Here is a 26,307-nt window from a genome sequence, read left to right on the forward strand (position 1 = left end):
GCGCCGGCGAAGCGCGCAGGCCCTGCGCAACTGGGTGTCTCGCGAACAGCGCGCCCTGGCCCAGGTCCGCAGCCGGCCGGTGCTCGCCGAACCGTTGAGCGCACTGACGGCGCGCGCCGACGAGATCCACCGCGCCCGCTCGGCGATCCGCCGCGACATCACCCGCCTGGCCGCCGCCGAGACGGAGCGCGTCGGTCACCTCAGCGCGCGGCTGGCGACGCTGGGCCCGGCGGCGACACTGGCCCGCGGCTATGCCGTGGTGCAGGCGGTGCCGGCCTCCGGGCCGCCGGTGGTGCTGCGGTCGACGGCCGATGCCCCGGCGGGCAGCCGGCTGCGGGTCCGGGTTGCCGACGGCGCGGTCGCCGCCGTGAGCGAGGGGCCGACCGATGGCCGATAAAGTGCCCGACAAAGGAGACCAGTCAATTACGCCCATTAGTAGCCTGGGCTACGAAGCGTGCCGTGACGAGCTGATAGAGGTCGTCCGTCAGCTGGAGCAGGGCGGCCTGGATCTAGATGCGTCGCTGACGCTATGGGAAAGGGGCGAGGAACTCGCAAGACGCTGTGAGGAGCACTTAGCTGGCGCCCGCAAGCGGATCGAGGATGCGCTCGCGGCCGGCCAGCCGGACGACGCCTGATTTGGCCATTCAACGAAAGTTTGAGCCGTGACTTTTTTTCAAATTGGAACACGTTTCAGTTATGCTGCGGCCCATGGCTGATGCATCACTGACCACCGAACTCGGCCCCGTCCTGGTCACCGGCGGCTCCGGGTTCGTCGGCGCCAACCTGGTCACCACACTGCTGGACCGCGGGTATCGGGTGCGGTCGTTCGACCGTGCGCCGTCACCGCTCGCACCGCACCCGCAGCTGGAGGTGCTCGAGGGGGACATCACCGACACGGCGGTGTGCGCGCAAGCGGTGGACGGCATCGACACGGTCTTCCACACCGCGGCGATCATCGACCTGATGGGCGGCGCGTCGGTGACCGACGCGTACCGGCAGCGCAGCTTCGCGGTCAACGTCGGCGGCACCGAAAACCTCGTGCACGCCGGGCAGGCGGCCGGGGTGAAGCGATTCGTCTACACCTCGTCCAACAGCGTCGTGATGGGCGGCCAGAACATTCCCGGCGGGGACGAGACCCTGCCCTACACCGACCGGTTCAACGACCTGTACACCGAGACGAAGGTCGTCGCCGAGCGATTCGTGCTGTCGCAGAACGGTGTTGGCGGGATGCTGACGTGTGCGATCCGGCCCAGCGGCATCTGGGGCCGCGGGGACCAGACGATGTTCCGCCGGTTGTTCGATAGCGTGATCGCAGGCCACGTCAAGGTGCTGATCGGCCGCAAGTCGGCGCGCCTGGACAACTCCTACGTGCACAACCTGATTCACGGCTTCATCCTGGCCGCCGAGCACCTCGTCCCCGGGGGCACCGCTCCCGGCCAGGCGTACTTCATCAACGATGACGAACCCATCAACATGTTCGAGTTCGCGCGGCCGGTGGTCGAGGCCTGCGGGGTGAGCTGGCCCCGGGTCCGGGTCAACGGCCCGATGGTCCGCGCGGCGATGACCGGCTGGCAGCGGCTGCATTTCCGATTCGGCATACCCGCTCCGCTGCTCGAGCCGCTGGCCGTCGAGCGGCTGTATCTGGACAACTACTTCTCGATCGCCAAGGCGCGCCGCGACCTCGGCTATGAGCCGCTGTTCACCACCGAGCAGGCGATGTCGCAATGCCTGCCGTACTACGTCGACATGTTCCGGCGCATGAAGGACGAAGCGCAACAAGGCAATACCGCCGCCAAGCCGACGGTCTGACCCGCCCTTACCGAAAGCCCACCATCTCACTGCCCCACGCGGCGCGGATGCGTGCGTCGACATCGCACGCGACGGTGTCACGCTTGTCGATGATCAGGCACGCGCGATCGGCCGCGCGGTAGGGCGTCCAGTCCGGCTCGCCGTCCGGACCCGCGGGCTCTGACCGTGCGGCGAAGTTTACCCACCTCGTCCGCATTCTCTTGGACACCGCCTTGGCGGTCGCGGCACCGCCGAGCTTCAGTGTGGGGTCCTTCGGACCGCCGAGATTGCCCCAGACATAAGGCAACTCGGTCGCGTGAGCGGCGTTGACCAACAGCAGCTTCAGCAGCGGGGTCGCGTAGTCGAAACGGTACAGATACACCGGGGCGACGCGGGAGTGCCCCTCGGCCAGCCACACCGACGGCATCCGGAACCCGACGTCGGTCGCGATGCTCAAACTCCTTGCCCTGCGCCGCAATCGCGAATAGGCCGACCCGATCTGCTCCTCGGTGGGCAGTTGCAGGTCGGGTTGTTCGGCGGCGATCTGATCGAACATCGACGTGATCGCGCGGGGGGTGATCGGCATCAGCCGTGAGCGCATCAACCGAAACAGCGCCGCCTCGTGCCGGTTGGTGCCGATGATCAACGGGACGGGAAGCGAGCGGCCCTCCTGCACTCGCTTGACCGGGTAGTCGTCCAGCAGCTCGCCGTCGATGATCGGGACGAACGCCAGAATCCCCGGATTACGCACGGGCACTTCGTCGAAGACCTCTTGGGAGGCGGCCAGCAGCACCGCGGTGGGCACGGTCGGCAACCGGTCCGCATCGACGTCGAGCCGCTCGAGGACCGTCTCGGCCACCCGCTCCGCCCTGCGCCGGTCGTACACCGACGTGGCCGGCGAGCTCTGGGCGATCGCGCGGGCGAACAGGCCCTCGGCTGCCGGGCAGGCCAGGAGGGTCGTCACGATCCCCGCACCGGCGGATTCGCCGAACAGCGTGACGTTGCGGGGATCCCCGCCGAACGCGGCGACGTTGTCGCGCACCCACGTCAGCGCCGCGAGCACGTCGCGCAGTCCGACGTTGGAATCGAACCGCCGCCGCGAGGTGGTGAATGACGACAGGTCCATGAAACCGAGCGCTCCGACGCGGTAATTGACCGTCACCACGACGACGTCGCCGCCGCTGACCAACCGGCGACCGTCGTACAACGCCTGGCTGCCCGAGCCCAGGACGTAAGCCCCGCCGTGCAGCCAGACCATCACCGGCTTGCGGTCACCCGGCTGGGTGCCGGACGACGCCCAGACGTTCAGCCGGAGGCAGTCCTCGCCCTGCGGCGCGCCCAGGTCGAGCGGCATGTTGGGAAAGACGGGTTGCGGGCAGGCCGGCCCGTAGCGGGTGGCGTCGGCGACCTGGGTCCACCGCTGGGGCGGCTGCGGCGCCCGGAACCGCAGGTCGCCGACGGGCGGCGCGGCGTAGCGGATGCCCTTCCAGGCTCGGGCGTGGCCGAGGTCCGCGCCCCGGACCGGGCCGTAGCCGGTGTCGACGACGAGAGTGTCACTCGGCATGCGGTGCCTAGGTGAGCCTCTGGGTGAGGAACTCGATCACCCGCTTGCGGGCCTCGTAAGCCGGCTGTCCGTCGACTTCGCGAACCTCGTCGGTCAGCACCGAATGCGCCATCTTGCCGAAACCGCCCACGTTGCCCGGGCTCGAATCGATCTCGATCACCTCGAACGCGTCGCCCAGTCGCTGTTTGAGCACCGCAAAGCGTTCGCGGGGGACGGCGCTGTCCTCGCTGAACCGCAGGCCCATCGCGCACAGGCCGTCGTTCGCTGCGCGCTCGGCCACGGTGGCCAGTTCGGCTTCGCTCAGTCCCGGATCCTGGCGGCGCGCGCGACCCAGCGGCAGCGGTACGGACGGCTGGGAGAGCACCGGGGCCAGGACGGCGTCGTCGACCGCCGCGGCCAGCGCGAAGCCGCCCGTGAAGCATTGGCCGATCACGCCGACCCCCTTGCCCGGCGTCGACGCGTTCAGGTCATGCGCCAGCGCCCGCAGGAACAACGACACGGGCCGCTGCTTGTTCGTCGCGAACGCCGCGAATTCCTTTGCCACGCACGCCCGGCTGATGCTCGCGGCGATATAACCGACCGTCTTGGCCCTGCCCGGCTCGCCGAACAGCGACGGCATGGCGACGGTGAAGCCGTTGTCCACCAGATGATTGCCCAGGGCCAGCACGCCGGGATGGATTCCGGGGATCTCGGGGATCAGGACCACGCCCGGCCCGCTGCCCTTGCGGTAGACGTCATGGGTGTAGCCGCCGCCGGTGAACGGCGCCACCGACCATCCGGACAGATCCGCTTGGGGTGCAGTCACACTCGGCCCTTCCTCAGCGCGGGGGGAGCGGCGGTTGGGATTGCGTCGCCGAAGCCAGCGTACGGAACTGATCGGTGTTTCCGGCACCCGTAATCGCGATTTGGGTGGCGCCGGACGGGCCGGTGAGCCGGGTGGTCCACACCGGCTCCGCGTCCGCCCCGCTCTGGCCGGCGCCGTTGTAGACCACCCAGTTCGTCCCCGCGACGTCGACCGTTCCGGCCGGATACGCCGAGGAATGGATCGAACCCACCAGCTTGTCCTCGTCGGCGTTGCTCTGGGTGAGGCTCAGATACATTCCGGTCGGGCTGATGTAGCCGACGATCGAGGTGGGCGCGTTCACCCGCTGACCGGTCGCCGGGTCGGTGCGGCCGCCCTGGATGCCGCCGCGGCTGCCCGAGTTGGCCTGCCAGCCGGCGGGCAGCTTGGGCAGCCGGACGGGGAAGCCGAGGGTCGCGGCATCGGCCCGCAGAGCTGTTGCCGCGTCGTAGGACGGCACCACACCCTGGTGGTTGCCGGGCTGAAACGAGCACATGCCCACCAGGCCCGCCAGCAGCATGCAGCCGAGCACCAACGGCATCAGCGACCAGAACATGTCGCGGCCGTCCTGCAACAACCGCGGTTTGGCGGGCCGTGGAACGGGCCCCGGCACGGCCCCGGCCACCAAGGCCGGCTCGCCCGTGACGGGGGCGTCCGAGCTGGCGTTCAGCGGCGACTCTTCGGTCATCCCCCGAGTATCCCAGTTCCAGCAGACCGATCCGCTTCTGGGACAATCACCAACCATGACAGTTGAGGGCGACGGCCCATCCGGACGGCCACGTGGTGAAGCCCCGGACCGCAACCTGGCCCTGGAACTGGTCCGGGTGACCGAGGCCGGTGCCATGGCCGCCGGCCGCTGGGTGGGCCGCGGCGACAAGGAGGGCGGCGACGGCGCGGCCGTCGACGCGATGCGCGAGCTGGTGAACACGGTGTCGATGCGCGGCGTCGTGGTGATCGGCGAGGGCGAGAAGGACAACGCGCCGATGCTCTACAACGGCGAGGACGTCGGCAACGGCGACGGCCCGGAGTGCGACTTCGCCGTGGACCCGATCGACGGCACCACGCTGATGAGCAAGGGCATGCCCAACGCGATCTCGGTGCTGGCGGTGGCCGAGCGCGGCGCGATGTTCGACCCTTCGGCCGTGTTCTACATGAACAAGATCGCCGTCGGGCCCGAGGCGGCCCATGTGCTGGACATCACCCAGCCGATCTCCGAGAACGTGCGCGCGGTCGCCAAGGCGAAGAACCTGTCCGTGCGGGACATGACCGTGTGCATCCTGGACCGCCCCCGGCACGCCCAGCTGATCGAGGACGTCCGGGCGACCGGGGCGCGCATCCGGCTGATCACCGACGGCGACGTCGCCGGGGCGATCTCGGCCTGCCGGTACCTCTCCGGCACCGACATGCTGGCCGGGATCGGTGGCACGCCGGAGGGCATCATCGCCGCCGCCGCCATCCGCTGCATGGGCGGCGCGATCCAGGCGCAGCTGGCGCCGAAGGACGACGAGGAGCGCCAGAAGGCGATCGACGCCGGCCACGACGTCGACCGGGTGCTGACCACCGAGGACCTGGTGTCCGGAGAGAATGTCTTCTTCTGCGCCACCGGGGTCACCAACGGCGACCTGCTCAAGGGCGTGCAGTACTACCCCGGCGGCTGCACGACGCAGTCGATCGTGATGCGGTCGAAGTCGGGCACCGTGCGCATGATCGAGGCCTACCACCGGCTCTCGAAACTCAACGAGTACTCCGCCATCGACTTCACCGGGGACAGCACCGCCGCCTATCCCCTGCCCTAGACCGAGAATCACGCCTGAAACGACAAGGACAGTTACCTATGGCCTTTGATGCCACCGATACCGAATACCGCATCGAACACGACACCATGGGCGAGGTCCGGGTGCCCGCAAAGGCGTTGTGGCGCGCGCAAACCCAGCGCGCGGTGGAGAACTTCCCGATCTCGGGCCGCGGTTTGGAGCGCACCCAGATCCGCGCGCTGGGTCTGCTCAAGGGGGCCTGCGCACAAGTCAACAAGGACCTCGGATTGCTGGCGCCGGAGAAGGCGGACGCGATCATCGCCGCAGCCGCCGAGATCGCCGACGGCTTGCACGACGACCAATTCCCCATCGACGTCTTCCAGACCGGTTCGGGCACCAGCTCGAACATGAACACCAACGAGGTGATCGCGAGCATCGCGGCCAAAAACGGTGTCACGGTGCACCCCAACGACGACGTCAACATGTCGCAGTCGTCCAACGACACCTTCCCGACCGCCACGCACATCGCGGCCACCGAGGCCGCGGTGCGCCACCTGATCCCGGCGCTGGAGGTGCTGCACGACGCGCTCGCCGGCAAGGCCCGCGAGTGGCACACAGTGGTCAAGTCGGGCCGCACGCACCTGATGGACGCCGTTCCGGTGACCCTGGGCCAGGAGTTCAGCGGCTACGCCCGCCAGATCGAGGCGGGGATCGAGCGGGTGCGCGCCACCCTGCCGCGGCTGGGCGAGCTGGCGATCGGCGGCACCGCGGTCGGCACCGGCCTCAACGCCCCCGACGGCTTCGGCACCAAGGTGGTCGAGACGTTGATCGCCTCCACCGGTCTTGGCGAATTGCGCACCGCCGCCAACTCGTTCGAGGCGCAGGCCGCGCGCGACGGCCTGGTCGAGGCCTCCGGCGCGCTGCGCACCATCGCCGTGTCGCTGACCAAGATCGCCAACGACATCCGCTGGATGGGATCCGGCCCGCTGACCGGGCTGGCCGAGATCCAGCTGCCGGACCTGCAGCCGGGCAGCTCGATCATGCCGGGTAAGGTGAATCCTGTTCTGCCGGAAGCGGTTACGCAGGTGGCCGCGCAGGTGATCGGCAACGACGCGGCGGTCGCCGTCGGTGGTTTGAGTGGCGCATTCGAGCTCAACGTCTACATCCCGATGATGGCCCGCAACGTCCTCGAGTCGTTCAAGCTGCTGACCAACGTGTCGCGGTTGTTCGCCGAGCGATGCATCATCGGGCTGCGGGCCAACGTCGATCACCTGCGCGAGCTGGCCGAGTCGTCGCCGTCGATCGTGACGCCGCTGAACTCGGCGATCGGCTACGAGGAGGCGGCCGCGGTGGCCAAGCAGGCCCTCAAGGAACGCAAGACGATTCGCCAGACCGTGATCGACCGCGGCCTGATCGGCGACAAGCTGTCCGAGGAAGAGCTGGACCGCCGCCTGGACGTCTTGGCGATGGCCAAGGTCAAGCCGGAAGCCTAGGCGGGGTGGTGCAGCGATGACGGCTCCGCCCGGCGGCCCCTACGATCAGGGCCCCTACGGCCAGGGTCCCTACGGCAACCCGTATGGGCAGCAACCGTATTGGGGAGGCCAGCCGCAGGGCGGCCCGCAACCGTACCCGCCGACCGGCCCCTACCCGTATCCACCGCCGGGGTATCCGCATGCCGGGCAGCAGTTCCCGCCCGGGCCCTATCCACCCGGGCCGCCACCGGGCGGCCCCGGCTCGAAGCTGCCGTGGCTGATCATCGGTGGTCTGGTCGTCCTGGCCGTGATCGCGCTGGTGGCCACCCTGATCGTGATGCGGGGCGGCAGCCACGGCAAGTCCCCGACCGCCGCGCCCTCGACGTCCAGCACCACCGCCAGCCAGCCGAGGGGTCAGCAGACCGCCACCGATTGCACCCCTAACGTGTCCGGCGGCGAGATGCCCAGGACGGACTCGATCACCGCAGGCAAGCTGTCGTTCCCGGCCTCTGCCGTGCCCCCCAACTGGACGGTGTTCTCCGACGACCAGGACCCGAACCTCATCGGAGCGGTCGGCGTCGCCCAGGATGTGCCGGGCGCCAATCAGTGGATGATGACGGCCGAGGTGGGCGTGACGAACTTCGCGGCCAGCATGGACGTCACCGCCCAGGCGTCGAAGTTGCTGCAGTGCATCGCCAACGGGCCGGGCTATGCGAACGCGTCGCCGACGCTGGGCCCGACGAAGACCTCGTCGATCACCGTCGACGGAACCAAGGCCGCCCGCGCGGACGCCGACGTCACGATCGCCGACCCCAGCCGCAACGTCAAGGGCGACTCCGTCACCGTCATCGCCGTCGACACCAAGCCGGCCACCGTCTTCATCGGCAGCACGCCCATCGGTGACACCGCGTCGGCGGACATCATCGGGCGGATCATCGCCGCGCTCAAGGTCAACAAGTCCTGAGCCGGCTCCCGGCGGCCAGTCCAAGCTAGCCGGCCGGCGCCGAGACGTGGGTGGCTTCGGACCGTCCCCGCAGGACGGTGGAATAGCACTCCGCCCAATGCCTTCCCTCGGCTTCGCCGGCCCGCTCGATGGCCGCCGCCGCGCACAGGATGCGCCGGTCGGCGGTCTTGGCGAGATCGGCCAGCCGGGCGGCCTCGTTGACCGCGTCGCCGATCACCGTGTACTCATAGCGGTTCTCGGCGCCGATGTTGCCGGCGAAGACGGGGCCGGCCGAGACGCCGATGCCGAAATCGACCGGCAGCCGGCGCAGCTGGGCGCCCAAGGCGCGGGCGGTGGCCAAGGCCGCCGACGCCGGCTCGCCGGCCGGTAGCGGCACCCCGAAGACGGCCAGCGCGGCGTCCCCGGCGAATTTGTTGACCAGCCCCCGGTTTTCGTCGACGGTGCCGACGACGATGCGGAAGAAGTCGTTGAGAACCTCGGCGACCTCCTGCGGGGGACGGCTTTCCGCCAGCTGCGTCGAACCCACCAGGTCGATGTAGAGGACCGCCGCCTCGACCACGTCTCCCGACAGTGTTGCGCCCTCCTCGAGGGCGCGCTGGGCGACGTCGGTCCCGACGTGGCGCCCGAACAGGTCGCGCAACCGCTCCCGCTCGGCCAGCCCGGCCACCATCCGGTTGAATCCCGTTTGCAGACGCCCGATCTGGGACCGTTCATATGCCCCGACGTAGGTTCCTATGCGGCCGCGCTCGACCTCCGCCATGGCGTCGACGACCTCCCCCAGCGGGTCGGAGATGGATCGCGCCGTCAAGATCATGGTCGGCAGCCCGAGCACCAGCGCGGCCAGCGCGACCACCAGGATCGGGACATCCAGCGACGCGGACTTCTCGATCAGCCATCCGTAGGAGCGAAGCACGACCAGCGTCGCGATCACCCCGATGGGGAAGGCGCTGGACAAGAACCACAGCAGGACCAGACGCGCGTACACCCCGGGCACGGCCAACCGTGGCTCACAGCCCAGGGTGGCGGCGCGCATGATGGGGCGCAGGACGCGCTGCGCCAGCAGCATCGCGGTACCGGCGGCGGCCGGCCCGCCCAGCAGCGCGCCGAGCGCAATGGGCAGCAGCAGCTGGGCCCCGCCACCGAGATTGAGCAGCATGAAGATGCCACCGCTGGCGGCCCATGCCCCGAACAGGATGGCCGACTGGCGCCCGGGCAGCTTCAGCGCGATTTCCCGCTGCTGCTGGTCGGGTTCGGCCCCGGACGCGTACCAACGCAGCGTCGGGGTGATGCTCAGGACGCCGGCGGACGCGACGGCGGCGATGCCCAGCAGAACGAGCGCCACCACCGCCGCCGGATTGGTTTGGGCGAAGTCGACGTTGGCCGCGACGGAGGTGTGGCCGCGCAGCGGGATCAGGATAGCGGCCGCCTCGACGACGGCCAGCACGTACGAGCACGCGAGGTCGGCCCCGTATTCGATCGCCAACCGGCGGGCGGACTTTCGCTGCCCCACCGGCGCTTGCGGGCGCCACTTCCCCAGCCGAGTGGCCACGCGTGCCCGCAAGCCCGTGCTAGGCACCGTTGTTCGGCCCGCCGGAGTTCTGGCCCGGGATGTCGGTGATCGGGAAGTTGGGCATCGGCTTGGGCGACGACGTGTTGGGCAGCGTCGGGATGTCGCCGGGCGGGATGTCGTGGAGTTCGTTCGCGGGTGGCCCGTTCTCGCGGCTGCCGTAGCTGCTGCCCGGCGCCCGGGGGCCCAGGAGTTCGCTGACCGTCACCATCCGGTAGCCGTTGGCCTTGAGCACCGGGATGAACTGGTAGATCAGGTCGACGGTGCTCGAGTAGGTGTCATGGAACAGCACCACCGAACCCGGCTTGGTGTAGGTCATCAGCATGTACCGCGTCGCCGCCGTGTTCGAGTCGTTCGCCCAGTCGAAAGGGATGACGTCCCAGAGGATTTCGGCGAGCCCGAACTTGGCGGCGGTCTGCCGGACCGCGTCGGTGGACAGTCCGCCGGCAGGCCGGTAGATGGAAGGCGTCCGCCCGGTGGCGGCGGTGATCGCGTCGTTGGCCTTGGCGAACTGGGGCGCGATGTCCTCCGGTGGGATCGTCGCCATGTTGGGGTGCTCCCAGGTGTGGCTGCCGATCTCCATCCCCGCGTCGGCCACCTGCTTGGCCCCCGCGGGGTTGGCCGCCACCTTGTTGCCGATCTCGAAGAACGTCGCCTTGGCGTCGTTGTCCTTCAGGATCTGCAGCAACCGGGCATCGAATGGGCTGGGCCCGTCGTCGAAGGTCAGCGCCACACACTTGACCACCGCGCAGCTGAGGTTGTCGGCGCGCGTCACGTGACCGGTCAGTCCGCCGATCACCAGCACGGCGACGGCCGCGACGACACCGACCACCGTGCGCCAATAGCGCCAGGCCTGGTTGTCGGGTCTTTTCGGCACGGTAAGAGCCTACCCACCGCGAGACTGCAGCTAGCGACGTGTTTCGCGAGTGGAGGCGTCGCGGAATACAGTTTCGCGGCCCACGAGGCGCGTCACTGCGGTCCGGCGATCTCCTCGAGCATCTCGGTCACCAGCGCCGCAATCGGTGACCGCTCGCTGCGCAACAGGGTGATGTGGGCGAACAGCGGGTGACCTTTGAGCTTCTCGATCACCGCGGCGACACCGTCGTGCCGGCCGACGCGCAGGTTGTCGCGCTGGGCGATGTCGTGCGTCAGCACCACGCGCGACCCCGCGCCCAGCCTGGACAACACCGTCAGCAACACGTTGCGCTCCAGGGACTGGGCCTCGTCGACGATGACGAACGAGTCGTGCAGCGAGCGGCCCCGGATGTGGGTCAGCGGAAGCACCTCGAGCATGCCGCGGGACAGCACCTCCTCGAGCACGGCCGGGCTGGCCAGGCCCTCGAGCGTGTCGAAGACCGCCTGCGCCCAGGGACCCATCTTTTCGCTCTCGCTGCCGGGCAGGTAGCCCAGCTCCTGGCCGCCCACGGCGTACAGCGGGCGGAAGACCACGACTTTGCGCTGGGTCCGCCGTTCCAGCACGGCCTCCAGGCCCGCGCACAACGCCAGCGCCGACTTCCCGGTGCCGGCCTTGCCGCCCAGCGAGACGATGCCCACCGATTCGTCGAGGAGCAGGTCGAGCGCCACCCGCTGCTCGGCGGAACGGCCCCGCAGGCCGAACGCCTCGCGGTCGCCGCGGACCAGCTGAACCCGCTTGTCGGCATTGACCCGGCCCAGCGCGTGCGAGCTGCCGCCGAGCAGGCGAATACCCGTGTGGCAGGGCAGGTCTCGCGCCTCGGCCAGATCGATCTCGCCCTCGGCGAACAGCGCGTCGATGTCCTCGGTGGCCGTCTCGATCTCCCGCATCCCCGACCACCCGGAGGCCACCACGTCTTGCGCGTGATACTCGTCGGCGGCCAGCCCCACGGCGGCGGCCTTGACGCGAAGCGGAATGTCCTTGCTGACCAACGTGACTCGCTTGCCCTCGGCGGCCAGGTTGGCGGCGCAACTCAGGATCCGGCAGTCGTTGTTATCGCTGCGGAAACCGGCGGGCAGCACCGCGGGGTCCGTGTGGTTGAGTTCGACGTGCAGCGTGCCGCCTTGCGCCCCAACGGGAATGGGCTGATCGAGCCGTCCGTGCACGAGCCGGAGGTCGTCGAACAGACGCAGCGCCTGCCGGGCGAACCACCCCAGCTCGTGGTGATGCCGTTTGGCCTCCAGTTCGCTGATCACCACCAGCGGAACCACCACCTCGTGCTCGGCGAACCGGCTGCACGCCCACGGGTCGGACAGCAGCACGGAGGTGTCGATCACGTAGGTCCGGATTTCGGTCACGTAGCGCTCCTCGAGCGGGATGAGCCCGCGCGGACCCGCACAGGCATGTCGGCGGGAACTGCGACACCAGGACCGGGGCCGGTCCTTCCGTTGTGGTGACGGGAGGTGCCGCCCTGGCAGCAGAGCATGACGCTGACCATCGAGATCGACGCTACTCTCGTCGCCGCTTCGCAGCAGCGCAGGCGCGCCGACGACTAAGTCGCCACGCGCGAAGATCGGGCTAGCCGATGACGAACTGCTTGAGGGCGGGCTCGTCGGCCACACCCCATGCGGTGATGCGATCCGAGATCGCCTGCCGCAGCTGCTGTTGGTCGAAGATGCCCGCATCGGCGACGTTGCGCAGCTTGTCCCGATAGGAGTCGATGTCGGCGCCCGGCACCTGCAGGTCGGCCGCGCGTGCCGCGATGGCCGCGATGGTCTCGTCGCGGGTGTACTGCAGGCAGTGCTCGACGAGGTTGGAGAAGAACAGCTCGTGGCGCCGCTCGTCGCGCGCGATCCGGTCGATCAGCCCGGCCAGGATGGGCTCCTCGAGCTGCGCCGCGAGGTTCTCGCAGAAGACGGCGTGCGTGCGCTCGGTGAACGCCATGTACACCAGGGTTTCGACCTGCGTGTACGTGTCGGCGCGGTAGCCCTTCATGACGTACTGGACCCGGGCCTCCTCGTTGGCGGTCGGGTCGACCTCGCGGGTGACCACCAGGTACTCGCGCAGCGCAATCGCGTGCAGGTGCTCCTCGGCGGTCCAGCGGCCCAGCCAGCGGCCCCACCAGTCTTCGAGGATGAAGTGCTCGACGAGCTCACGGTGATGGCCGGCGAGGTTGTCCTTGAGCAGCAGCAGGATCTCGCAGGCGTCCGTGTACTTCCGGGGCAGCGTCGCGTCGGACGGTTCCCAGTCACGTCCGCCCAGGAATGCGAAGTTCTCGCCCCGGTCGAACGGCACGTAGTCGTGAGCGAACCAGAGTTCCTCGGTGCTCAGATGCCGGTCCATGTTGGCTTCGCACACCGGCTCGAGTTCCAGGGTCAGCGCGTTAGCTACAGGTTTCTGTGCCATGCGGTTACTGTAACTTGCATACACAGGTTCGTGAAATCGCTTGCGCCGTGTCGCGACAACTGGTGACTTTGGTCCCTAAACCGGTCCGGCCCGCGGTCAGCGGTCGACCAGCGTCCACTCCTCGAGACCGCCGTACAGCGGGAAATCCCTGGCCAGCCGCGTCACCCGCTGCCGCAGGGCGGACAGGTCCGCGGCGGTCCCCGCGGCCAACGCTGTGGCGATGACGTCGGCGACCTCGGCAAACTCGGCATCCCCGAAGCCGCGGGTCGCCAGCGCCGGCGTGCCCACCCGCAGGCCCGACGTCACCATGGGCGGCCGCGGGTCGTTGGGTACCGCGTTGCGGTTGACCGTGATGCCGATCTCGTGCAGCAGGTCCTCGGCGGCCTTGCCGTCCAGCGGGGAGTCGCGCAGGTCCACCAACACCAGGTGGACGTCGGTGCCGCCGCTGACCACCGACACACCGGCCTTGGCCACGTCGGGGGCGGTCAACCGTTCGGCGAGGATCCGCGCGCCGGACAGCGTGCGCTGCTGCCGGTCGGCGAATTCGGGGGTGCCGGCGATCTTGAGCGCGACGGCCTTGCCCGCGATGACGTGCATCAGCGGGCCGCCCTGCTGGCCGGGGAACACCGCGGAGTTGACGGACTTGGCGTACTCCTGCTTGCCCAGGATCAGGCCGGAACGCGGGCCGCCCAGCGTCTTGTGCACGGTGGTGGACACCACGTCCGCGTGCGGCACGGGCGAGGGGTGCAGCCCGACGGCGACCAGGCCGGCGAAGTGCGCCATGTCCACCCACAGCTTGGCGCCGACCTCGTCGGCGATCGACCGGAACGCCGCGAAGTCCAGGATCCGCGGGTAGGCCGACCATCCGGCGATGATGACCTGCGGGCGAAACTCGAGGGCCTTGGCCCGCACCGCGTCCATGTCCACCAGGTGCGTCACGGGATCCACACCGTAGAAACCGGTTTCGTAGAGCTTGCCGGAGAAGTTCAGTTTCATCCCGTGGGTGAGGTGCCCGCCGTTGGCGAGGTCGAGGCCCAGCAGCCGCTCCCCCGGCGTCATCAGCGCCTGCAGCACCGCGGCGTTGGCCTGCGCGCCCGAATGCGGCTGCACGTTGGCGAAATCGGCGCCGAAGAGCGCCTTCGCGCGGTCCCGGGCGATGTTCTCGACGACGTCGACGTACTCGCAACCGCCGTAGTAGCGCCGGCCAGGCAGGCCCTCGGCGTACTTGTTGGTCAGCACGCTCCCCTGGGCCTGCAGCACCGAGCGCGGCACGAAGTTCTCGGAGGCGATCATCTCCAGGGTGTCGCGCTGACGGCCCAGCTCCTTGCCGAGCAATTCGGCGATGTCGGGATCGACCGCGGCGAGCGGCGCAGACATCACGGACGTGGAGGGGCGGGCGTCGGGTGCAGCAGTCACGGGGCCAGTCTATCGAGCCATGGTTTAGCCAGCCCAGCCGTCGGGCGCGCGTCCGCCCCTGCGACACTTGCAGTATGCCGCGGCTTAGCGAGCCGAGCCCCTACGTGGAGTTCGACCGAAAGCAATGGCGCGCGCTTCGCATGTCGACGCCGCTGGCCCTCACCGAGGAGGAACTGGTCGGGCTGCGCGGTCTCGGTGAGCAGATCGACCTGCTGGAAGTGGAAGAGGTCTACCTGCCGCTGGCCCGGTTGATCCACCTGCAGGTCGCGGCCCGCCAGCGGCTGTTCGCCGCCACCGCGGAGTTCCTCGGCGAGCCGCAACAGAATCCGGACCGGCCGGTGCCGTTCGTGATCGGCGTGGCCGGCAGCGTCGCGGTCGGCAAGTCGACCACCGCCCGCGTCCTGCAGGCGCTGCTGGCGCGCTGGGACCACCACCCTCGGGTGGATTTGGTGACCACCGACGGCTTCCTATACCCGAACGCCGAACTCGATCGACGAAGCCTGATGCACCGCAAAGGTTTTCCGGAGAGCTATAACCGCCGGGCGCTGATGCGCTTCGTGACCTCGGTGAAATCGGGATCCGACTACGCGTGCGCGCCCGTCTACTCGCACCTGAAATACGACATCATCCCCGGCGCCAAGCACGTCGTCCGCCATCCCGACATCTTGATCCTCGAGGGCCTCAACGTCCTGCAGACGGGCCCGACCCTGATGGTGTCGGACCTGTTCGACTTCTCGCTGTATGTGGACGCCCGGATCGAAGACATCGAACAGTGGTACGTCTCCCGGTTCCTGTCGCTGCGCGGCACGGCGTTCGCCGACCCGGAATCGCACTTCCACCACTACTCGGCCCTCAACGACACCAAGGCCGTCGCCGCCGCGCGGGAAATCTGGCGGTCCATCAACCGGCCCAACCTGGTCGAGAACATCCTGCCGACCCGGCCCCGGGCCACGCTGGTGCTGCGCAAGGACGCCGACCACTCCATCAACCGGCTGCGGCTGCGCAAGCTCTAGCCGGCGACCGCCGCGGTCAAGCCGTCTCGAGGCGGCGCAGGCCCAGGTACTGCAGTCCCGCGAAGGCTGCGGTGTACACGCCGCCGGCCAGCGCGGCGGCGATCCCGGTCGCGGACAGCGGCAGCACTTCGGCGGCCACGATCGCTGCCAGGGTGAACGCCACGTTGGCCACCACGACGCCGATTCCGACGCGGCGCAGGTTCGGCGCCGCCGCCAGCAGGAACACGGCCAGGCCGCTGAACACGAAGAAGGCGCCGAGGCTGTATTCCTGCAGCGAGCTCAACCCCGTCAGCGACGACAGCGGGTCGGCGAGAAATGCGACGACCAGACCGCACAGTCCCGTGAAGGTGGCGTCGGCGCGCATGGCGAAACGCAACAGCGAGTCGGTCGCGTCGTAGAGGGGTCGGGTTGCCAGACCGGGTGCGCCAGATGCAGACATCATGTGATTACTCCTCGCGATGGCGAATTGGGTCGAACATCAGCGTGCTACCGGTGCACCTGCCATATCGACTCGTGGCACTGCCAACTACTGCCACGGAAACAAGGACCAGGGTGTGGGCCCGGCTATTCCCTTCTGCGAGCACGAATCCGATTTGTTATTCGACAGACGCCAGTCTGGCGTTCACCTGCCCCACCAGTCACAAGATGCGAAGACACGACCGCGTGCCCGCCTCCGAGCGACAAAGTCACTCGCTGGGCACCGGGATCCGCCCGCGCAGGTCCGCGGCGATCAGCCGGGCCGCGGCGTTCTGCCAGTTGTGCAGCGAGCGCTGCGGGACCTCGGTGACCAACCAATGCCAGGCCTGGCGGGCGACCGGATCCAGTCCGGCGGCGGTGGCGTTCTGCGCATACGCGCGCACGCCGACTACGTACGGGAAATACAGCGAGTTGTAATGGCGCCACTGCTCGGTGGTCCCGAAATCGCCCGCGTCGCGGGGTTTCAGCCGCCCGATCGCGTCAGCGAGGACCGCCTTGAGTTCGTTGGCCCGCTCCAGCGGATGGTCCGGCGCGCCCCGCGCGGCGAGCCGCTCGTCGATGACCGGCAGCGCGGTCAACGGGCTGGCGACCAACTTGGTCAGGTCGCCGTAGTGGCCCAGCGCCCGGCGGGTGAGCCTGGCGAAGGTCTGGTCGTCGACGTCGACCAGGGGATCGGCCGACCGCAATGGCAACGCCGCCCCGGTGTGCCGCAACGCCGCCCGGTCGGCCCGCAGCGCGGGCGACTTCGAGAACGCCATCCGGTCGAGCGCGCCGGCCAGCGGATCGGCCAGCACCTGCACCGCGATGGCGATCGCGAGGCTGCTGAACAACAGCACGCCCAGCACCGTCCGCCCGGCGGGCTCGTCCCGCGTGACCGCCAGGCCGACCAGCGCCTGGCCGCCGAACAACACCGCCGCCGCCATCGAGCCGGTGAACGAGCGCAGCATGTCGGCACGCAGCGCCTGGCCCTCCTCGAATGCGTCCCACAGGGCTACGGCGAGCCCGAGCGAGAGGACGTCGATGCTCGTCGACGCCAGCGCCACCCAGCTGGGCACCAGGCCCAGCGGAATGATCAGGATGGCGTTGCCGAGCGCGAAGAACAGGGTGGCGACGACGGCGAGCCCGACGGCCGACCGGGGGCGGCGCGGCTGCCGCAACGCGACGGCCATCGCGCCGAACGTGGACAGCGAGATCACCGCGAACATCAGCCAGTGGCCCGTCCGCAACGGTCCCTCGACGCTGCCGGCCAGCATCGCCCCGAACAGGGTCAGCGCGCCGACCCCCGCCACCAGCAACACCTCGCGGCTGCGCGCCCGCCCGCCGTCCCTGGGCCGGGACAGCTCGACGAGCACCGCGAACCACGCCACGCCGGGAACGGCCACCAGGTAGATCTCAACGCGACTGAGCAGGTGCGCGTAGGCAGGGCTGGTGTTGCGCACCGCGTCCAGCGCGACCACCAGCGCGAAACCGCACAGACCGATCGCCGCCATCACCAGCACCGGCTTGCGCGGATCGCGGGCCAGCAGGTACAACCCGAGCCACCCGCTCAGCGTGAACACCACCGCCGACAGCGCAGCCATGAACCAAGTGTGTCACGGGCCCGGCCGACCGCCGAGGCCGTTTACTTGCCGTACCTGCGGTGCCGCCGGCTGTAGTCGCGCAGCGCGCGCAGGAAGTCGACCCGGCGGAACGCGGGCCAGTGCGCTTCGGTGAACCACATCTCCGAATAGGCGCTCTGCCAGAGCAGGAACCCGGACAGGCGTTGCTCCCCCGAGGTGCGGATCACCAGATCGGGATCGGGCTGCCCGGAGGTGTACAGGTTTTCGGAGATGCCGTCGACGGTCACCGCGTCGATGAGTTCCTCGGCGGAGGCACCGTTGGCGAGCTCCTTGCTCAGCAGCGCCCGCACCGCGTCCACGATCTCGCGGCGGCCGCCGTAGCCGACGGCGACGTTGACATGGAACGGCGCGACCACGGGCGTCGACTCCACCGCGTCACGCAGCCGCCGGGCCGGCTCCTCGCCCAGCAACTCCAGATCGCCGACGGTGCGCACGCTCCAGCGATTGGCCGGCGCGCAGATCTCCTCGACGACATCGGTGATGATCTCGATGAGTCCCGCCAGCTCGTCGGGGTCGCGTTGCAGGTTCTCGGTGGACAGCAGGTAGACCGTGGTCATCTCGATGCCGGCTTCCTGGCACCAGCGCAGCATCTCGGCGATCTTGACCGCACCCATCCGGTAGCCGTAGCTGACGTCGGCGTAGCCGGCGTCGCGGGCCCAGCGCCGGTTGCCGTCGCACAGGACGGCGATGTGACGCGGAAGGTCGGACTTGGAGGAGGCCAGATCCTGCCTCAGCCGCAACTCGTAGACGCGATACAGCGGCTCTTTGAGACGCGGCGGGATTATTTCCACGGAGATTCAGCCTACTGCGAGCCGCACCGAATTCCCCTGCGATTTCGGCCCGGTTTCGCGCCGGTCACCGGGCGGCAGTCACCATGCCGTGACGATTGCCGATTACTGTTGGCGGTGAGCAGCCACTGGCAATTGCCGACCTGCAAGACAAGGCACAGGAGACATGAGCAGCCAGACGAGCACGTCTGCCAATCCGGAGCGTTCGGATCGCGAATCCGAGGCCATCACCCCCGGCAACACCGTCGAACAGCTGGTCGAGGGTGCCGCCCACGTCCTGACCAAGCCGCGCATGCGCGGCTGGATCCACTTCGTGTCCGCGTGGCTGGCGATCATCACCGGCGCCACGCTGGTGTCGGTCTCGTGGGCCGCCTCCTCGCCGCGCGCGGGTCATTCGACGCTGGTCTACGCGGCGGCGACGGTGGCGATGTTCGCCGTCAGCGCCACGTACCACCGGGTGCAGTGGAAGTCCGATGCGGCCCGCAATCGCATGAAGCGGCTCGACCATTCGATGATCTTCGTGTTCATCGCCGGGAGCTACACGCCGTTCGCGCGCCTGGCCATGCCGCAGCAGACCGGGGTGCAGGTGCTGTGGATCGTGTGGGGCGGCGCGGCCGCGGGCATCCTGCTCAAGGTGTGCTGGCCGTCGGCCCCGCGCTGGCTGGGTGTGCCCCTCTACCTGCTGCTGGGCTGGGTGGCCGTGTGGTACTGCCCGACGATCCTGCACACGGCCGGGGTGGCCGCGATGGTCTTACTGGCCGTCGGCGGCGTGTTCTACAGCATCGGTGGGATCTTCTACGGGCTCCGCTGGCCCGACCCGTGGCCCAGGACGTTCGGCTATCACGAGTTCTTCCACGCCTTCACCGCGATCGCGGCGATCCTGCACTACATCGCCATGTGGTTCGCGGTGTTCTACGTCGGCCACCAGGCCTGGCTGCACTGAGCCGGCTACAGGTGCGTGACGTCGGCGGGTGACCAGTAGGCCTTCATGTGGGCGACCTTGCCGTCCTCGTCGAACGCCATCACGTCGATCGGCTCGATCACCATCCGATGCTCGCCCGCGGTGATGGTGAGGCGGAAATGGAAGGCCGCCTCGTTGCCCGCGACCCGCAGCGTGACCAGTTCGCATTCGCGCTGCACGTCGTTGACCGCGGAGTAGAAGCCGTGGATCGCCTGGCGGCCGATGCGCACCTCGCCGCCGACGGGGTCTTCGACGGTGGCGTCGTCGGCGTACAGCTCGACCAACTCGTCGGCGCCACCCTTGGCGACCAGTTCGATGTAGCGGTTGACCGTGTCGGTGATGTGTTGGGCGCTCGGCATGAAAGGTCACGCTACCGTGGGGCGGCCAGCGCCCCCGCGAGGTCTGCGGCCGTGGTGACCGGCAGGTCGCACACGCGGCCCCGGCACACGTAGGCGGCGTCGGCGCCGGCCACCCGGTCCCGCCCGGCCAGCAGCGCCGAGGAGTCCTTCTCGCCGCCCACGACGATCCCCCCGCCGGGCGCCAACCGTCTCGCGTCGGTCAGCAGCGGAGACCGCGACGGATCGCAGGCGACCGCGACCTGCAGCGGACCGCGAACCGCGGCCTCCGCCACGGCCAGCCAGTGCCCCGCCGAACGCGGCGCGCGCTCCAGCAACACCGAATGCGCGCTCAGGGCGTCTGCCGCCGCGCGCAGATACCGCTCCGCGCGCTCCCCGTCGACCAGGTGCGCCGCGGTCAGCAGCGCCTCGGTGATGCTCGACGCGCCGGAAGGGGTGGCCCCGTCCAGTGGGTCGGCGGGCCGAAGCATCAACCGCTCGGCGTCGTCGGCGGTGTCGAACCAGCGGCCCGGCTGCTGCGGGTCGGCGAAGTGCCGCAGCGCGGTGTCCAGCAGCTCGACCGCCGCGCCCAGCCAATCCGCGTCGGTGTCCAGCTGGTAGAGCGCGAGCAGGCCGGTGGCCAGCATCGCGTGGTCCTCGAGGATGGCGGCGCTGCCGCCGACAACCCCGCCGAGGCTGGCGCGCCGCAGCCGCCCGTCGACCAGGTGCAGGCCCAGCAGCGCGGTTGCGCAGTCCCGGGCGGCGCGGGCCAGCTCGGGCTCGCCGAGGGCCACGCCGGCCTCGGCCAGCGCGGTGATCGCCAGCCCGTTCCAGGACGTGACGACCTTGCCATCGCGGCCGGGCTGGGCCCGGGCGCGACGGGCCGCCAGCAGCGCGGCCCGGACCCGTCCGGCGCGTTGCGGGTCATCGGGGTCGGCGGGCAATTGCAGCACCGAGGCCCCGTGTTCGAAGGTGCCCGCCGCCGTGACGCCGAAAAGCGTTGCGGCCCAATGGGCGTCGTCAGGGCCGAGCACCTCGGTGAGCTGCCCGGGCGTCCAGACATAGGTCGAGCCCTCGCGGCCGTCGGCGTCGGCGTCCAGCGACGACGTGAACATGGCGCCGTCGGCGAGGTCGTCGAGCAGAAAACGCGCCGTCTCGGCGGCGACCCGGCGCGCCAGCGGATCCCCGGTCCGCCGGGCCCAGTGCGCATAGGCGCGCAGCAACAACGCGTTGTCGTACAGCATCTTCTCGAAATGCGGCACCACCCAAGCGTTGTCGACGCTGTAGCGGGCGAACCCGCCGGCGAGTTGGTCGTATATGCCGCCGCGCGCCATCGCGTCGCCGGTGCGCGCGACCGCCTCCAGCGCGGCCGCCGACCCAGTGCGCTCATGATGGCGCAGCAGCGCCTCGAGCAGCGCCGACGGTGGGAATTTCGGTGCGCCGCCGAAGCCGCCGTGCGCGGTGTCCTGCTCGTCGAGCACCGCGGCGACCGCGTGATCACACAGCGCCGGCGCCACGTCGGGGCCGCCGGAGGGCAGCCCGGACGCCATCGCGCGCAGCTCGCCGGCAATGTGGTCGGACGCCCGCTCCACCTCGTCGCGGCGCTGCTGCCACGTGGCGGACACCGCCGAAAGCAGCTGCAGGAAGCCCTCTTTCGGGTAGTAGGTGCCGCAGAAGAAGGGCCGGCCGTCGGGCGTCAGGAAGCACGTCATCGGCCATCCGCCGTGTCCGGTGAGCGCCACGGTGGCGTTCATGTACACCGCGTCGAGGTCCGGGCGTTCCTCCCGGTCGACCTTGATGCAGACGAACCCGGCGTTCATCGCGGCGGCCACCTCGTCGTCCTCGAACGACTCGTGGGCCATGACGTGACACCAGTGACAGGCCGCGTAGCCGATCGACAGCAGGATCGGCACGTCACGTTCGGCCGCGGCCACCAGCGCCTGCGGGTTCCACTGCTGCCAGTGCACGGGGTTGCCGGCGTGCTGGCGCAGATACGGGCTGGTGGCCAGCCCGAGGGTGTTCGTCGCCGCGGCGTCAGCCGGGCTCATCACCGGGCCCCGGTGAGCGCTCCGATCCGTTAGCCCTGCCCGGCGGGTGTCCGTCGGCGTCGTCGACCGCGTCGGTGCCCTCGTCGGCGGCCTGGTCGGGCTCGGGGTGCTTGGGATCGAACGAGTCGGGCACCTTCTTCAGTTGCTTGTTCATCGATCGCAGCAGAAACAACGTGGCGATCAACAGCACCACGACGATCAGCAGCCCGATCGGGCTGGCCTTGCCGAAATCCGGCCCGGTGTGCTTGGGCGGGGCGTCGGCCAACACACTCGCCATCAGGAGGTGGTTCACCCGTCGATCTCGATTCCGGCGAACAGGTCGTCCTCGGGCAGCCGGACCGGGACGCGCGAGCGCGCCAGCTCGAACTCCTCCGTCGGCCACAACCTCTGCTGCCACGCGATGGGCGCGGCGAAGAAATCGTGCTCGGGGTCGATCTGGGTGGTGTGCGCCCGCAGCGCGTCGTCGCGCTGGCTGAAGTACTTCGAGCACTCGACGCGCGTCGTGACCCGGGATTCGAAGGGGTCGTGCGAGGCATCCCAGTGCTCGAGCCACTTCTTGAACGGGGGTTCGTGACCGTGCTTGACGGCCTCGTCGTGCAGCAGCTGCATCCGCGCCCGCAGGAAACCGTGGATGTAGTAGAGCTTGGACACCGCCCACGGCTCGCCCGCATCCGGAAAGCGCCGATAGTCGCCGGCCGCCTCGAAGGCGCCGACCGAAACCTGGTGGCAGCGGATGTGATCGGGATGCGGATAGCCGCCGTTCTCGTCGTAGGTGGTGAGCACGTGCGGGCGGAACTCGCGGACCACCCGCACCAGCGCCTCGACCGACTCCTCCAGCGGCACCAGCGCGAAGCACCCTTCGGGCAGCGGGGGCGGCGGGTCGCCCTGAGGCAGGCCGGAGTCAACGAAGCCCAGCCAGTGGTGCTCGACACCGAGGATCTCGGCGGCCTTCGCCATCTCGTCGCGGCGGATCTCGGCGATGTGGCCGTGCACTTCGGGCAGGTCCATCGCCGGGTTGAGAATGTCGCCGCGCTCGCCGCCGGTCAGCGTCACCACCAGCACCCGGTGGCCCTCGTCGGCGTAGCGGGCGAGGGTGGCCGCGCCCTTGCTGGATTCGTCGTCGGGGTGGGCGTGCACCGCCATCAACCGCAGTTCGCTCACGTGCCCCCTTGTCGGTCTGCTGGTCGCCGGATACGAACCTATAATTCCAGTTCTTCAGATCGTTGCATGCCGCCGGCCGCCGGCCGGCGGCCGACCGCTCAAGGCATACCCAGGCATGACCGAAACCTCTCCTTCGCGTCCGGAGGCCCGCTACGGGCGTTCCGGGCGCGCGCGCGTGCCCCGGCGCTGGGTGATCGGCGGGCTGGGTGCACTGGTGGTGGCGGCGGGCCTGGTAATCGCCGTCGTCGGCTACCACCGGCTTGGCACGAGCGCCGTCACGGGCTCGCTGGTCGGCTACCGGGTGCTCGACGACCAGACCGCGTCGGTAACGATCAGCGTGACGCGATCCGATCCGTCGCGGCCGGTGGACTGCATCGTGCGGGTCCGGGCGAAGGACGGTAGCGAAACGGGCAGGCGCGAAGTGCTGGTCCCGGCCTCCGATGCGGCCACGGTGCAGCTGACCACCACGGTGAAGTCCAGCAAACCCCCGGGGGTGGCCGATATCTATGGGTGCGGCACCGACGTGCCCGCCTATCTGCGGCCGGCGTGACCCCTTAACAACAGGCGAACTGCGAATTTGGAGTCATCAATTGTTTGCGCGGTGGTAACATGGGTGAATGCACGGTTCCTGATGGGACCGTGTATTGCTGCATTAAGGCCGTGAGCAGAACGGATCGGCAGCACACGGGAGGAAGACCCGGATCACTCCGGCGGCGGGGTCAACAGGCTTACGCGGTTACGCGAAAACGAGAACACGAGGAGCACGACAAGATGACGGACACTTCGGTGACGTGGCTGACCCAGGAGTCACATGACCGGCTGAAGGCGGAGCTCGATCAGTTGATCGCTAATCGTCCGGTCATCGCCGCGGAGATCAACGACCGCCGTGAAGAAGGGGACCTGCGCGAGAACGGCGGTTACCACGCCGCCCGCGAAGAGCAGGGCCAGCAGGAGGCCCGGATTCGCCAGCTGCAGGACCTGCTCAACAACGCCAAGGTCGGCGAGGCGCCCAAGCAGTCCGGCGTCGCGCTGCCCGGCTCGGTGGTCAAGGTGTACTACAACGGCGACAAGTCGGACACCGAGACGTTCCTGATCGCCACCCGCCAGGAGGGCGTGAACGACGGCAAGCTCGAGGTGTATTCGCCCAACTCACCGCTGGGCGGCGCGCTGATCGACGCGAAGGTGGGCGAGACCCGCAGCTACGTCGTGCCCAACGGCAACACCGTCGAGGTCACGCTGGTCAGCGCGGAGCCCTACCACTCGTAGCGGCCGCCAGCCGCCTCGCATCGATGGTGGCGACCCGCATCGCCCGGCTACGCCGCGCTCGCGATCGCCACTAGCCCAATGGTGGCGACCCGCATCGCCCGGCTACGCCGCGCTCGCGATCGCCACTAGCCCAGCGCCTGGTCGAGGTCGGCCAGCAGGTCGGCGACGTCCTCGATGCCGACCGACAGCCGCACCAGGTCGTCGGGCACTTCCAGTTGCGAACCGGCCGTCGACGCATGCGTCATGGCGCTGGGGTGTTCGATCAGGGACTCGACGCCGCCGAGCGATTCGGCCAGGATGAACACCTCGGTGCGGGCGCACAGATCCCGCGCCGCTTGCCGGCCGCCCCGCATGCGGACCGACACCATGCCACCGAAGCCACGCATCTGCCTGGCGGCGACGTCATGCCCGGGGTGGCCGGGCAGACCGGGGTACAACACCGTGCTCACAGCCGGATGTTCGGCCAGGAATTCGGCGACTGCCGCGGCGTTTTCGCTGTGCCGCTGCATCCGCAGCACCAGCGTCTTCAGCCCGCGCATGGTCAGGTAGGCGTCGAACGGGCCGGGCACCGCGCCGGCCCCGTTCTGCAGGAACGCAAAAGCCTCGTCCAGTTCCGCGTCGTCGGTGATCAACGCGCCACCCACCACGTCGGAGTGGCCACCGATGTACTTGGTGGTCGAATGCAACACCACGTCCGCGCCCAGCGTCAACGGCTGTTGCAGCGCTGGCGACGCAAACGTGTTGTCCACCAACACCTTTACCGACGACTGCTTGCCGATCTCGGCCAAGGCCGCGATGTCGGCGATGGACAGCAGCGGGTTGGTCGGCGTCTCCACCCAGATCAGGCGCGTGTGCGGGGTGATCGCGGCCCGGACGTCGTCCAGGCCGGACAGCGCCACCGGCGTGTAACGAATCCCCCACTGGGTGAACACCTTGTCGATCAACCGGAAGGTGCCGCCGTAGGCATCGTTGGGGATGATGACGTGGTCGCCGGGCCGCAGCATCGCCCGCAGCGCGCAGTCGGTGGCGGCCATGCCGGATCCGAACGCGCGCCCGTAACCGCCACCTTCGACGGCGGCGAGCGAGGCCTCCAGCGCGGCGCGCGTCGGGTTGCCGGTGCGCGCGTATTCGAACCCGCCGCGCAGCGCACCGACGCCGTCCTGGGCGAACGTGCTGCTGGCGTAGATCGGGGCGTTGACCGCCCCGGTCGCCGGGTCCGGCCGGTAGCCGGCGTGAATGGCCTTGGTGGCGAGTCCGGTGAAGTGTCCGTGTCGGTCGGCGCTCATCGACGCTCAGCCTAGGCGACGGCCACCTCGGCTAGGTCGCGCGCACGACTAGCTCGGCCGCTCCTCGGTTCCGTCGAACGGCAGGCAGACCGTCGTCATGATCTTGTCCGCCAGCGTCTGCCGCTTGGAATCCCACAGCGGGAAAAGGAACCCGATGAAGCAGATGATCGCGTCGACGAAGTGGGCCAGGGAACGCACCACCGACATGCCGAAACCGATCGGCCGGCCGGTGACCTCGCTGACCACCTTGAACTTCATCACCGACTTGCCGACGCTGGATCCGGTGAGGCCCTGGCGGTAGCCGTAGTTCCAAATCAGATAGACCAGGCCCACCAGCGATGCCAACCACTGCGCGGCCATGCCGATGGTCGAGTTCTGCGTGGCGCAGTACTGGTTGACCGCGTACTGCGTGACGTCGGTGACGCACGACGTCTGCTGTGTCGCGACGAGGATGCCCGTCCCGATTCCGTGCACGACCGCGTACGGGAGGATGTCGATGATGAACGCCACCACCCTGGTGAGCCACGGCGTGTAGGACTCCGTCGGCAACGTACGGATCGCCGGTCCCGGAGGGGGTGGCGCATACCCGCCCGCGGACGGCGGGGAGCCGGTTGGTGTCGGTCCGCATGCCGGGCGAGGTGCGGGTGTGGCCCGGCCAGGTTCACGAC

Annotated in this window: 27 protein-coding genes; 10 read left to right on the top strand and 17 right to left on the bottom strand. The window is 69.3% G+C overall.

Annotated features, from left to right (window positions below):
- The 3 genes from A9X04_RS00795 to A9X04_RS00805 all read left to right on the top strand — a co-directional run.
- Window positions 1-397 (top strand): exodeoxyribonuclease VII large subunit (locus A9X04_RS00795; protein WP_304442378.1); only part of this gene is annotated, 397 nt, incomplete at its 5' end.
- The gene (locus tag A9X04_RS00800; protein WP_067916819.1) at window positions 387-635 is read left to right on the top strand and encodes an exodeoxyribonuclease VII small subunit; all 249 of its coding nucleotides are present in this window, start codon (window positions 387-389) and stop codon (window positions 633-635) included. The genes A9X04_RS00795 and A9X04_RS00800, both read left to right, overlap by 11 nt.
- Before the next feature lie 61 nt (window positions 636-696).
- Window positions 697-1,809, top strand: coding sequence for an NAD-dependent epimerase/dehydratase family protein (locus A9X04_RS00805; protein WP_067916821.1), 1,113 nt, complete (start codon window positions 697-699; stop codon window positions 1,807-1,809).
- Window positions 1,810-1,816: 7 nt separating this feature from the next.
- Here the strand turns inward: A9X04_RS00805 and A9X04_RS00810 are convergent, their stop codons facing one another.
- The 3 genes from A9X04_RS00810 to A9X04_RS00820 are packed head-to-tail and all read right to left on the bottom strand — an operon-like array spanning window position 1,817 to window position 4,881.
- Complete coding sequence (locus A9X04_RS00810; protein WP_067916823.1) at window positions 1,817-3,352, bottom strand: carboxylesterase/lipase family protein; 1,536 nt, start codon at window positions 3,350-3,352, stop codon at window positions 1,817-1,819.
- Between the two features lie 7 nt (window positions 3,353-3,359).
- Entirely contained in the window at window positions 3,360-4,157 is a 798-nt protein-coding gene (locus A9X04_RS00815) for a dienelactone hydrolase family protein (protein ID WP_067916824.1), read from the bottom strand.
- Between the two features lie 13 nt (window positions 4,158-4,170).
- Entirely contained in the window at window positions 4,171-4,881 is a 711-nt protein-coding gene (locus tag A9X04_RS00820) for a DUF4245 domain-containing protein (protein WP_067916826.1), read from the bottom strand.
- A 55-nt stretch (window positions 4,882-4,936) separates the two neighbouring features.
- Between A9X04_RS00820 and glpX the strand changes: the two genes are divergently transcribed.
- From glpX to A9X04_RS00835, 3 genes are read left to right on the top strand one after another with little or no spacing between them, the layout of a single operon-like run.
- On the top strand, window positions 4,937-5,989 hold the full coding sequence (glpX, locus tag A9X04_RS00825; protein ID WP_067916828.1) for a class II fructose-bisphosphatase: 1,053 nt from the start codon (window positions 4,937-4,939) through the stop codon (window positions 5,987-5,989).
- 38 nt (window positions 5,990-6,027) lie between these two features.
- Complete coding sequence (locus A9X04_RS00830) at window positions 6,028-7,440, top strand: class II fumarate hydratase (protein WP_067916831.1); 1,413 nt, start codon at window positions 6,028-6,030, stop codon at window positions 7,438-7,440.
- Window positions 7,441-7,456: 16 nt separating this feature from the next.
- Window positions 7,457-8,383, top strand: a complete 927-nt coding sequence (locus A9X04_RS00835; RefSeq protein ID WP_067916833.1) for a hypothetical protein — start codon at window positions 7,457-7,459, stop codon at window positions 8,381-8,383.
- Window positions 8,384-8,408: 25 nt separating this feature from the next.
- Here A9X04_RS00835 and A9X04_RS00840 read toward each other — a convergent pair whose 3' ends face one another.
- The 5 genes from A9X04_RS00840 to glyA all read right to left on the bottom strand — a co-directional run bounded on the left by A9X04_RS00840 (window position 8,409) and on the right by glyA (window position 14,646).
- Window positions 8,409-9,866, bottom strand: coding sequence for an adenylate/guanylate cyclase domain-containing protein (locus tag A9X04_RS00840; RefSeq protein WP_082962860.1), 1,458 nt, complete (start codon window positions 9,864-9,866; stop codon window positions 8,409-8,411).
- Window positions 9,867-9,951: 85 nt separating this feature from the next.
- Complete coding sequence (locus tag A9X04_RS00845) at window positions 9,952-10,827, bottom strand: polysaccharide deacetylase family protein (RefSeq protein ID WP_067916835.1); 876 nt, start codon at window positions 10,825-10,827, stop codon at window positions 9,952-9,954.
- Between the two features lie 92 nt (window positions 10,828-10,919).
- Window positions 10,920-12,221 carry a PhoH family protein gene (locus A9X04_RS00850; protein ID WP_055404939.1) on the bottom strand — a complete coding sequence of 434 codons (1,302 nt, stop codon included), beginning with the start codon at window positions 12,219-12,221 and terminating at the stop codon, window positions 10,920-10,922.
- Between the two features lie 220 nt (window positions 12,222-12,441).
- Window positions 12,442-13,269, bottom strand: coding sequence for an acyl-ACP desaturase (locus tag A9X04_RS00855; RefSeq protein ID WP_067916837.1), 828 nt, complete (start codon window positions 13,267-13,269; stop codon window positions 12,442-12,444).
- Between the two features lie 96 nt (window positions 13,270-13,365).
- Window positions 13,366-14,646 carry a serine hydroxymethyltransferase gene (gene glyA / locus A9X04_RS00860; protein ID WP_067916839.1) on the bottom strand — a complete coding sequence of 427 codons (1,281 nt, stop codon included), beginning with the start codon at window positions 14,644-14,646 and terminating at the stop codon, window positions 13,366-13,368.
- A gap of 113 nt (window positions 14,647-14,759) precedes the next feature.
- Here glyA and coaA point away from each other — a divergent pair, with 113 nt between their 5' ends.
- Window positions 14,760-15,698, top strand: a complete 939-nt coding sequence (gene coaA, locus A9X04_RS00865; RefSeq protein WP_067916841.1) for a type I pantothenate kinase — start codon at window positions 14,760-14,762, stop codon at window positions 15,696-15,698.
- Window positions 15,699-15,714: 16 nt separating this feature from the next.
- Here coaA and A9X04_RS00870 read toward each other — a convergent pair whose 3' ends face one another.
- The 3 genes from A9X04_RS00870 to A9X04_RS00880 form a co-directional block, all read right to left on the bottom strand.
- Window positions 15,715-16,140 (bottom strand): hypothetical protein, encoded by a 426-nt coding sequence (locus tag A9X04_RS00870; RefSeq protein WP_067916843.1) that lies wholly within the window; start codon window positions 16,138-16,140, stop codon window positions 15,715-15,717.
- A 244-nt stretch (window positions 16,141-16,384) separates the two neighbouring features.
- Window positions 16,385-17,755: a hypothetical protein gene (locus A9X04_RS00875; protein WP_067916846.1), complete on the bottom strand. Its 1,371-nt coding sequence runs from the start codon at window positions 17,753-17,755 to the stop codon at window positions 16,385-16,387.
- A gap of 41 nt (window positions 17,756-17,796) precedes the next feature.
- Entirely contained in the window at window positions 17,797-18,585 is a 789-nt protein-coding gene (locus A9X04_RS00880) for a (2Z,6E)-farnesyl diphosphate synthase (RefSeq protein WP_067916848.1), read from the bottom strand.
- A gap of 163 nt (window positions 18,586-18,748) precedes the next feature.
- On the opposite strand from A9X04_RS00880, the gene A9X04_RS00885 reads away from it, so the two are divergent.
- A complete protein-coding gene (locus A9X04_RS00885) occupies window positions 18,749-19,525 on the top strand; it encodes a hemolysin III family protein (protein ID WP_067916850.1) in 777 nt (258 codons plus the stop codon).
- 5 nt (window positions 19,526-19,530) lie between these two features.
- Here A9X04_RS00885 and A9X04_RS00890 read toward each other — a convergent pair whose 3' ends face one another.
- Genes A9X04_RS00890 through mca form a run of 4 tightly spaced genes read right to left on the bottom strand, consistent with a single transcriptional unit; the run spans window position 19,531 to window position 23,087 of the window.
- The gene (locus A9X04_RS00890) at window positions 19,531-19,902 is read right to left on the bottom strand and encodes a nuclear transport factor 2 family protein (RefSeq protein WP_067916852.1); all 372 of its coding nucleotides are present in this window, start codon (window positions 19,900-19,902) and stop codon (window positions 19,531-19,533) included.
- A gap of 11 nt (window positions 19,903-19,913) precedes the next feature.
- Window positions 19,914-21,926, bottom strand: coding sequence for a thioredoxin domain-containing protein (locus A9X04_RS00895; RefSeq protein ID WP_067916854.1), 2,013 nt, complete (start codon window positions 21,924-21,926; stop codon window positions 19,914-19,916).
- Window positions 21,913-22,218, bottom strand: coding sequence for a hypothetical protein (locus tag A9X04_RS00900; protein WP_067916856.1), 306 nt, complete (start codon window positions 22,216-22,218; stop codon window positions 21,913-21,915). The genes A9X04_RS00895 and A9X04_RS00900 overlap by 14 nt, the downstream gene beginning before the upstream one ends.
- Complete coding sequence (gene mca / locus A9X04_RS00905) at window positions 22,215-23,087, bottom strand: mycothiol conjugate amidase Mca (protein WP_067916858.1); 873 nt, start codon at window positions 23,085-23,087, stop codon at window positions 22,215-22,217. The genes A9X04_RS00900 and mca overlap by 4 nt, the downstream gene beginning before the upstream one ends.
- 115 nt (window positions 23,088-23,202) lie before the next feature.
- Here mca and A9X04_RS00910 point away from each other — a divergent pair, with 115 nt between their 5' ends.
- Window positions 23,203-23,637 carry a DUF4307 domain-containing protein gene (locus A9X04_RS00910; protein ID WP_067916860.1) on the top strand — a complete coding sequence of 145 codons (435 nt, stop codon included), beginning with the start codon at window positions 23,203-23,205 and terminating at the stop codon, window positions 23,635-23,637.
- A gap of 221 nt (window positions 23,638-23,858) precedes the next feature.
- Window positions 23,859-24,353: a transcription elongation factor GreA gene (gene greA / locus A9X04_RS00915; RefSeq protein WP_007168983.1), complete on the top strand. Its 495-nt coding sequence runs from the start codon at window positions 23,859-23,861 to the stop codon at window positions 24,351-24,353.
- A gap of 125 nt (window positions 24,354-24,478) precedes the next feature.
- Here greA and A9X04_RS00920 read toward each other — a convergent pair whose 3' ends face one another.
- Both A9X04_RS00920 and A9X04_RS00925 read right to left on the bottom strand, forming a co-directional pair.
- Window positions 24,479-25,639 carry a cystathionine gamma-synthase gene (locus A9X04_RS00920; RefSeq protein WP_067916861.1) on the bottom strand — a complete coding sequence of 387 codons (1,161 nt, stop codon included), beginning with the start codon at window positions 25,637-25,639 and terminating at the stop codon, window positions 24,479-24,481.
- A gap of 48 nt (window positions 25,640-25,687) precedes the next feature.
- Window positions 25,688-26,307, bottom strand: a 620-nt coding sequence (locus tag A9X04_RS00925) for an RDD family protein (protein ID WP_067916865.1), incomplete at its 5' end; no start/stop codon positions are given.

The sequence above is a fragment of the Mycobacterium sp. E3247 genome (genome assembly GCF_001667785.1).
Taxonomy (GTDB): domain Bacteria; phylum Actinomycetota; class Actinomycetes; order Mycobacteriales; family Mycobacteriaceae; genus Mycobacterium.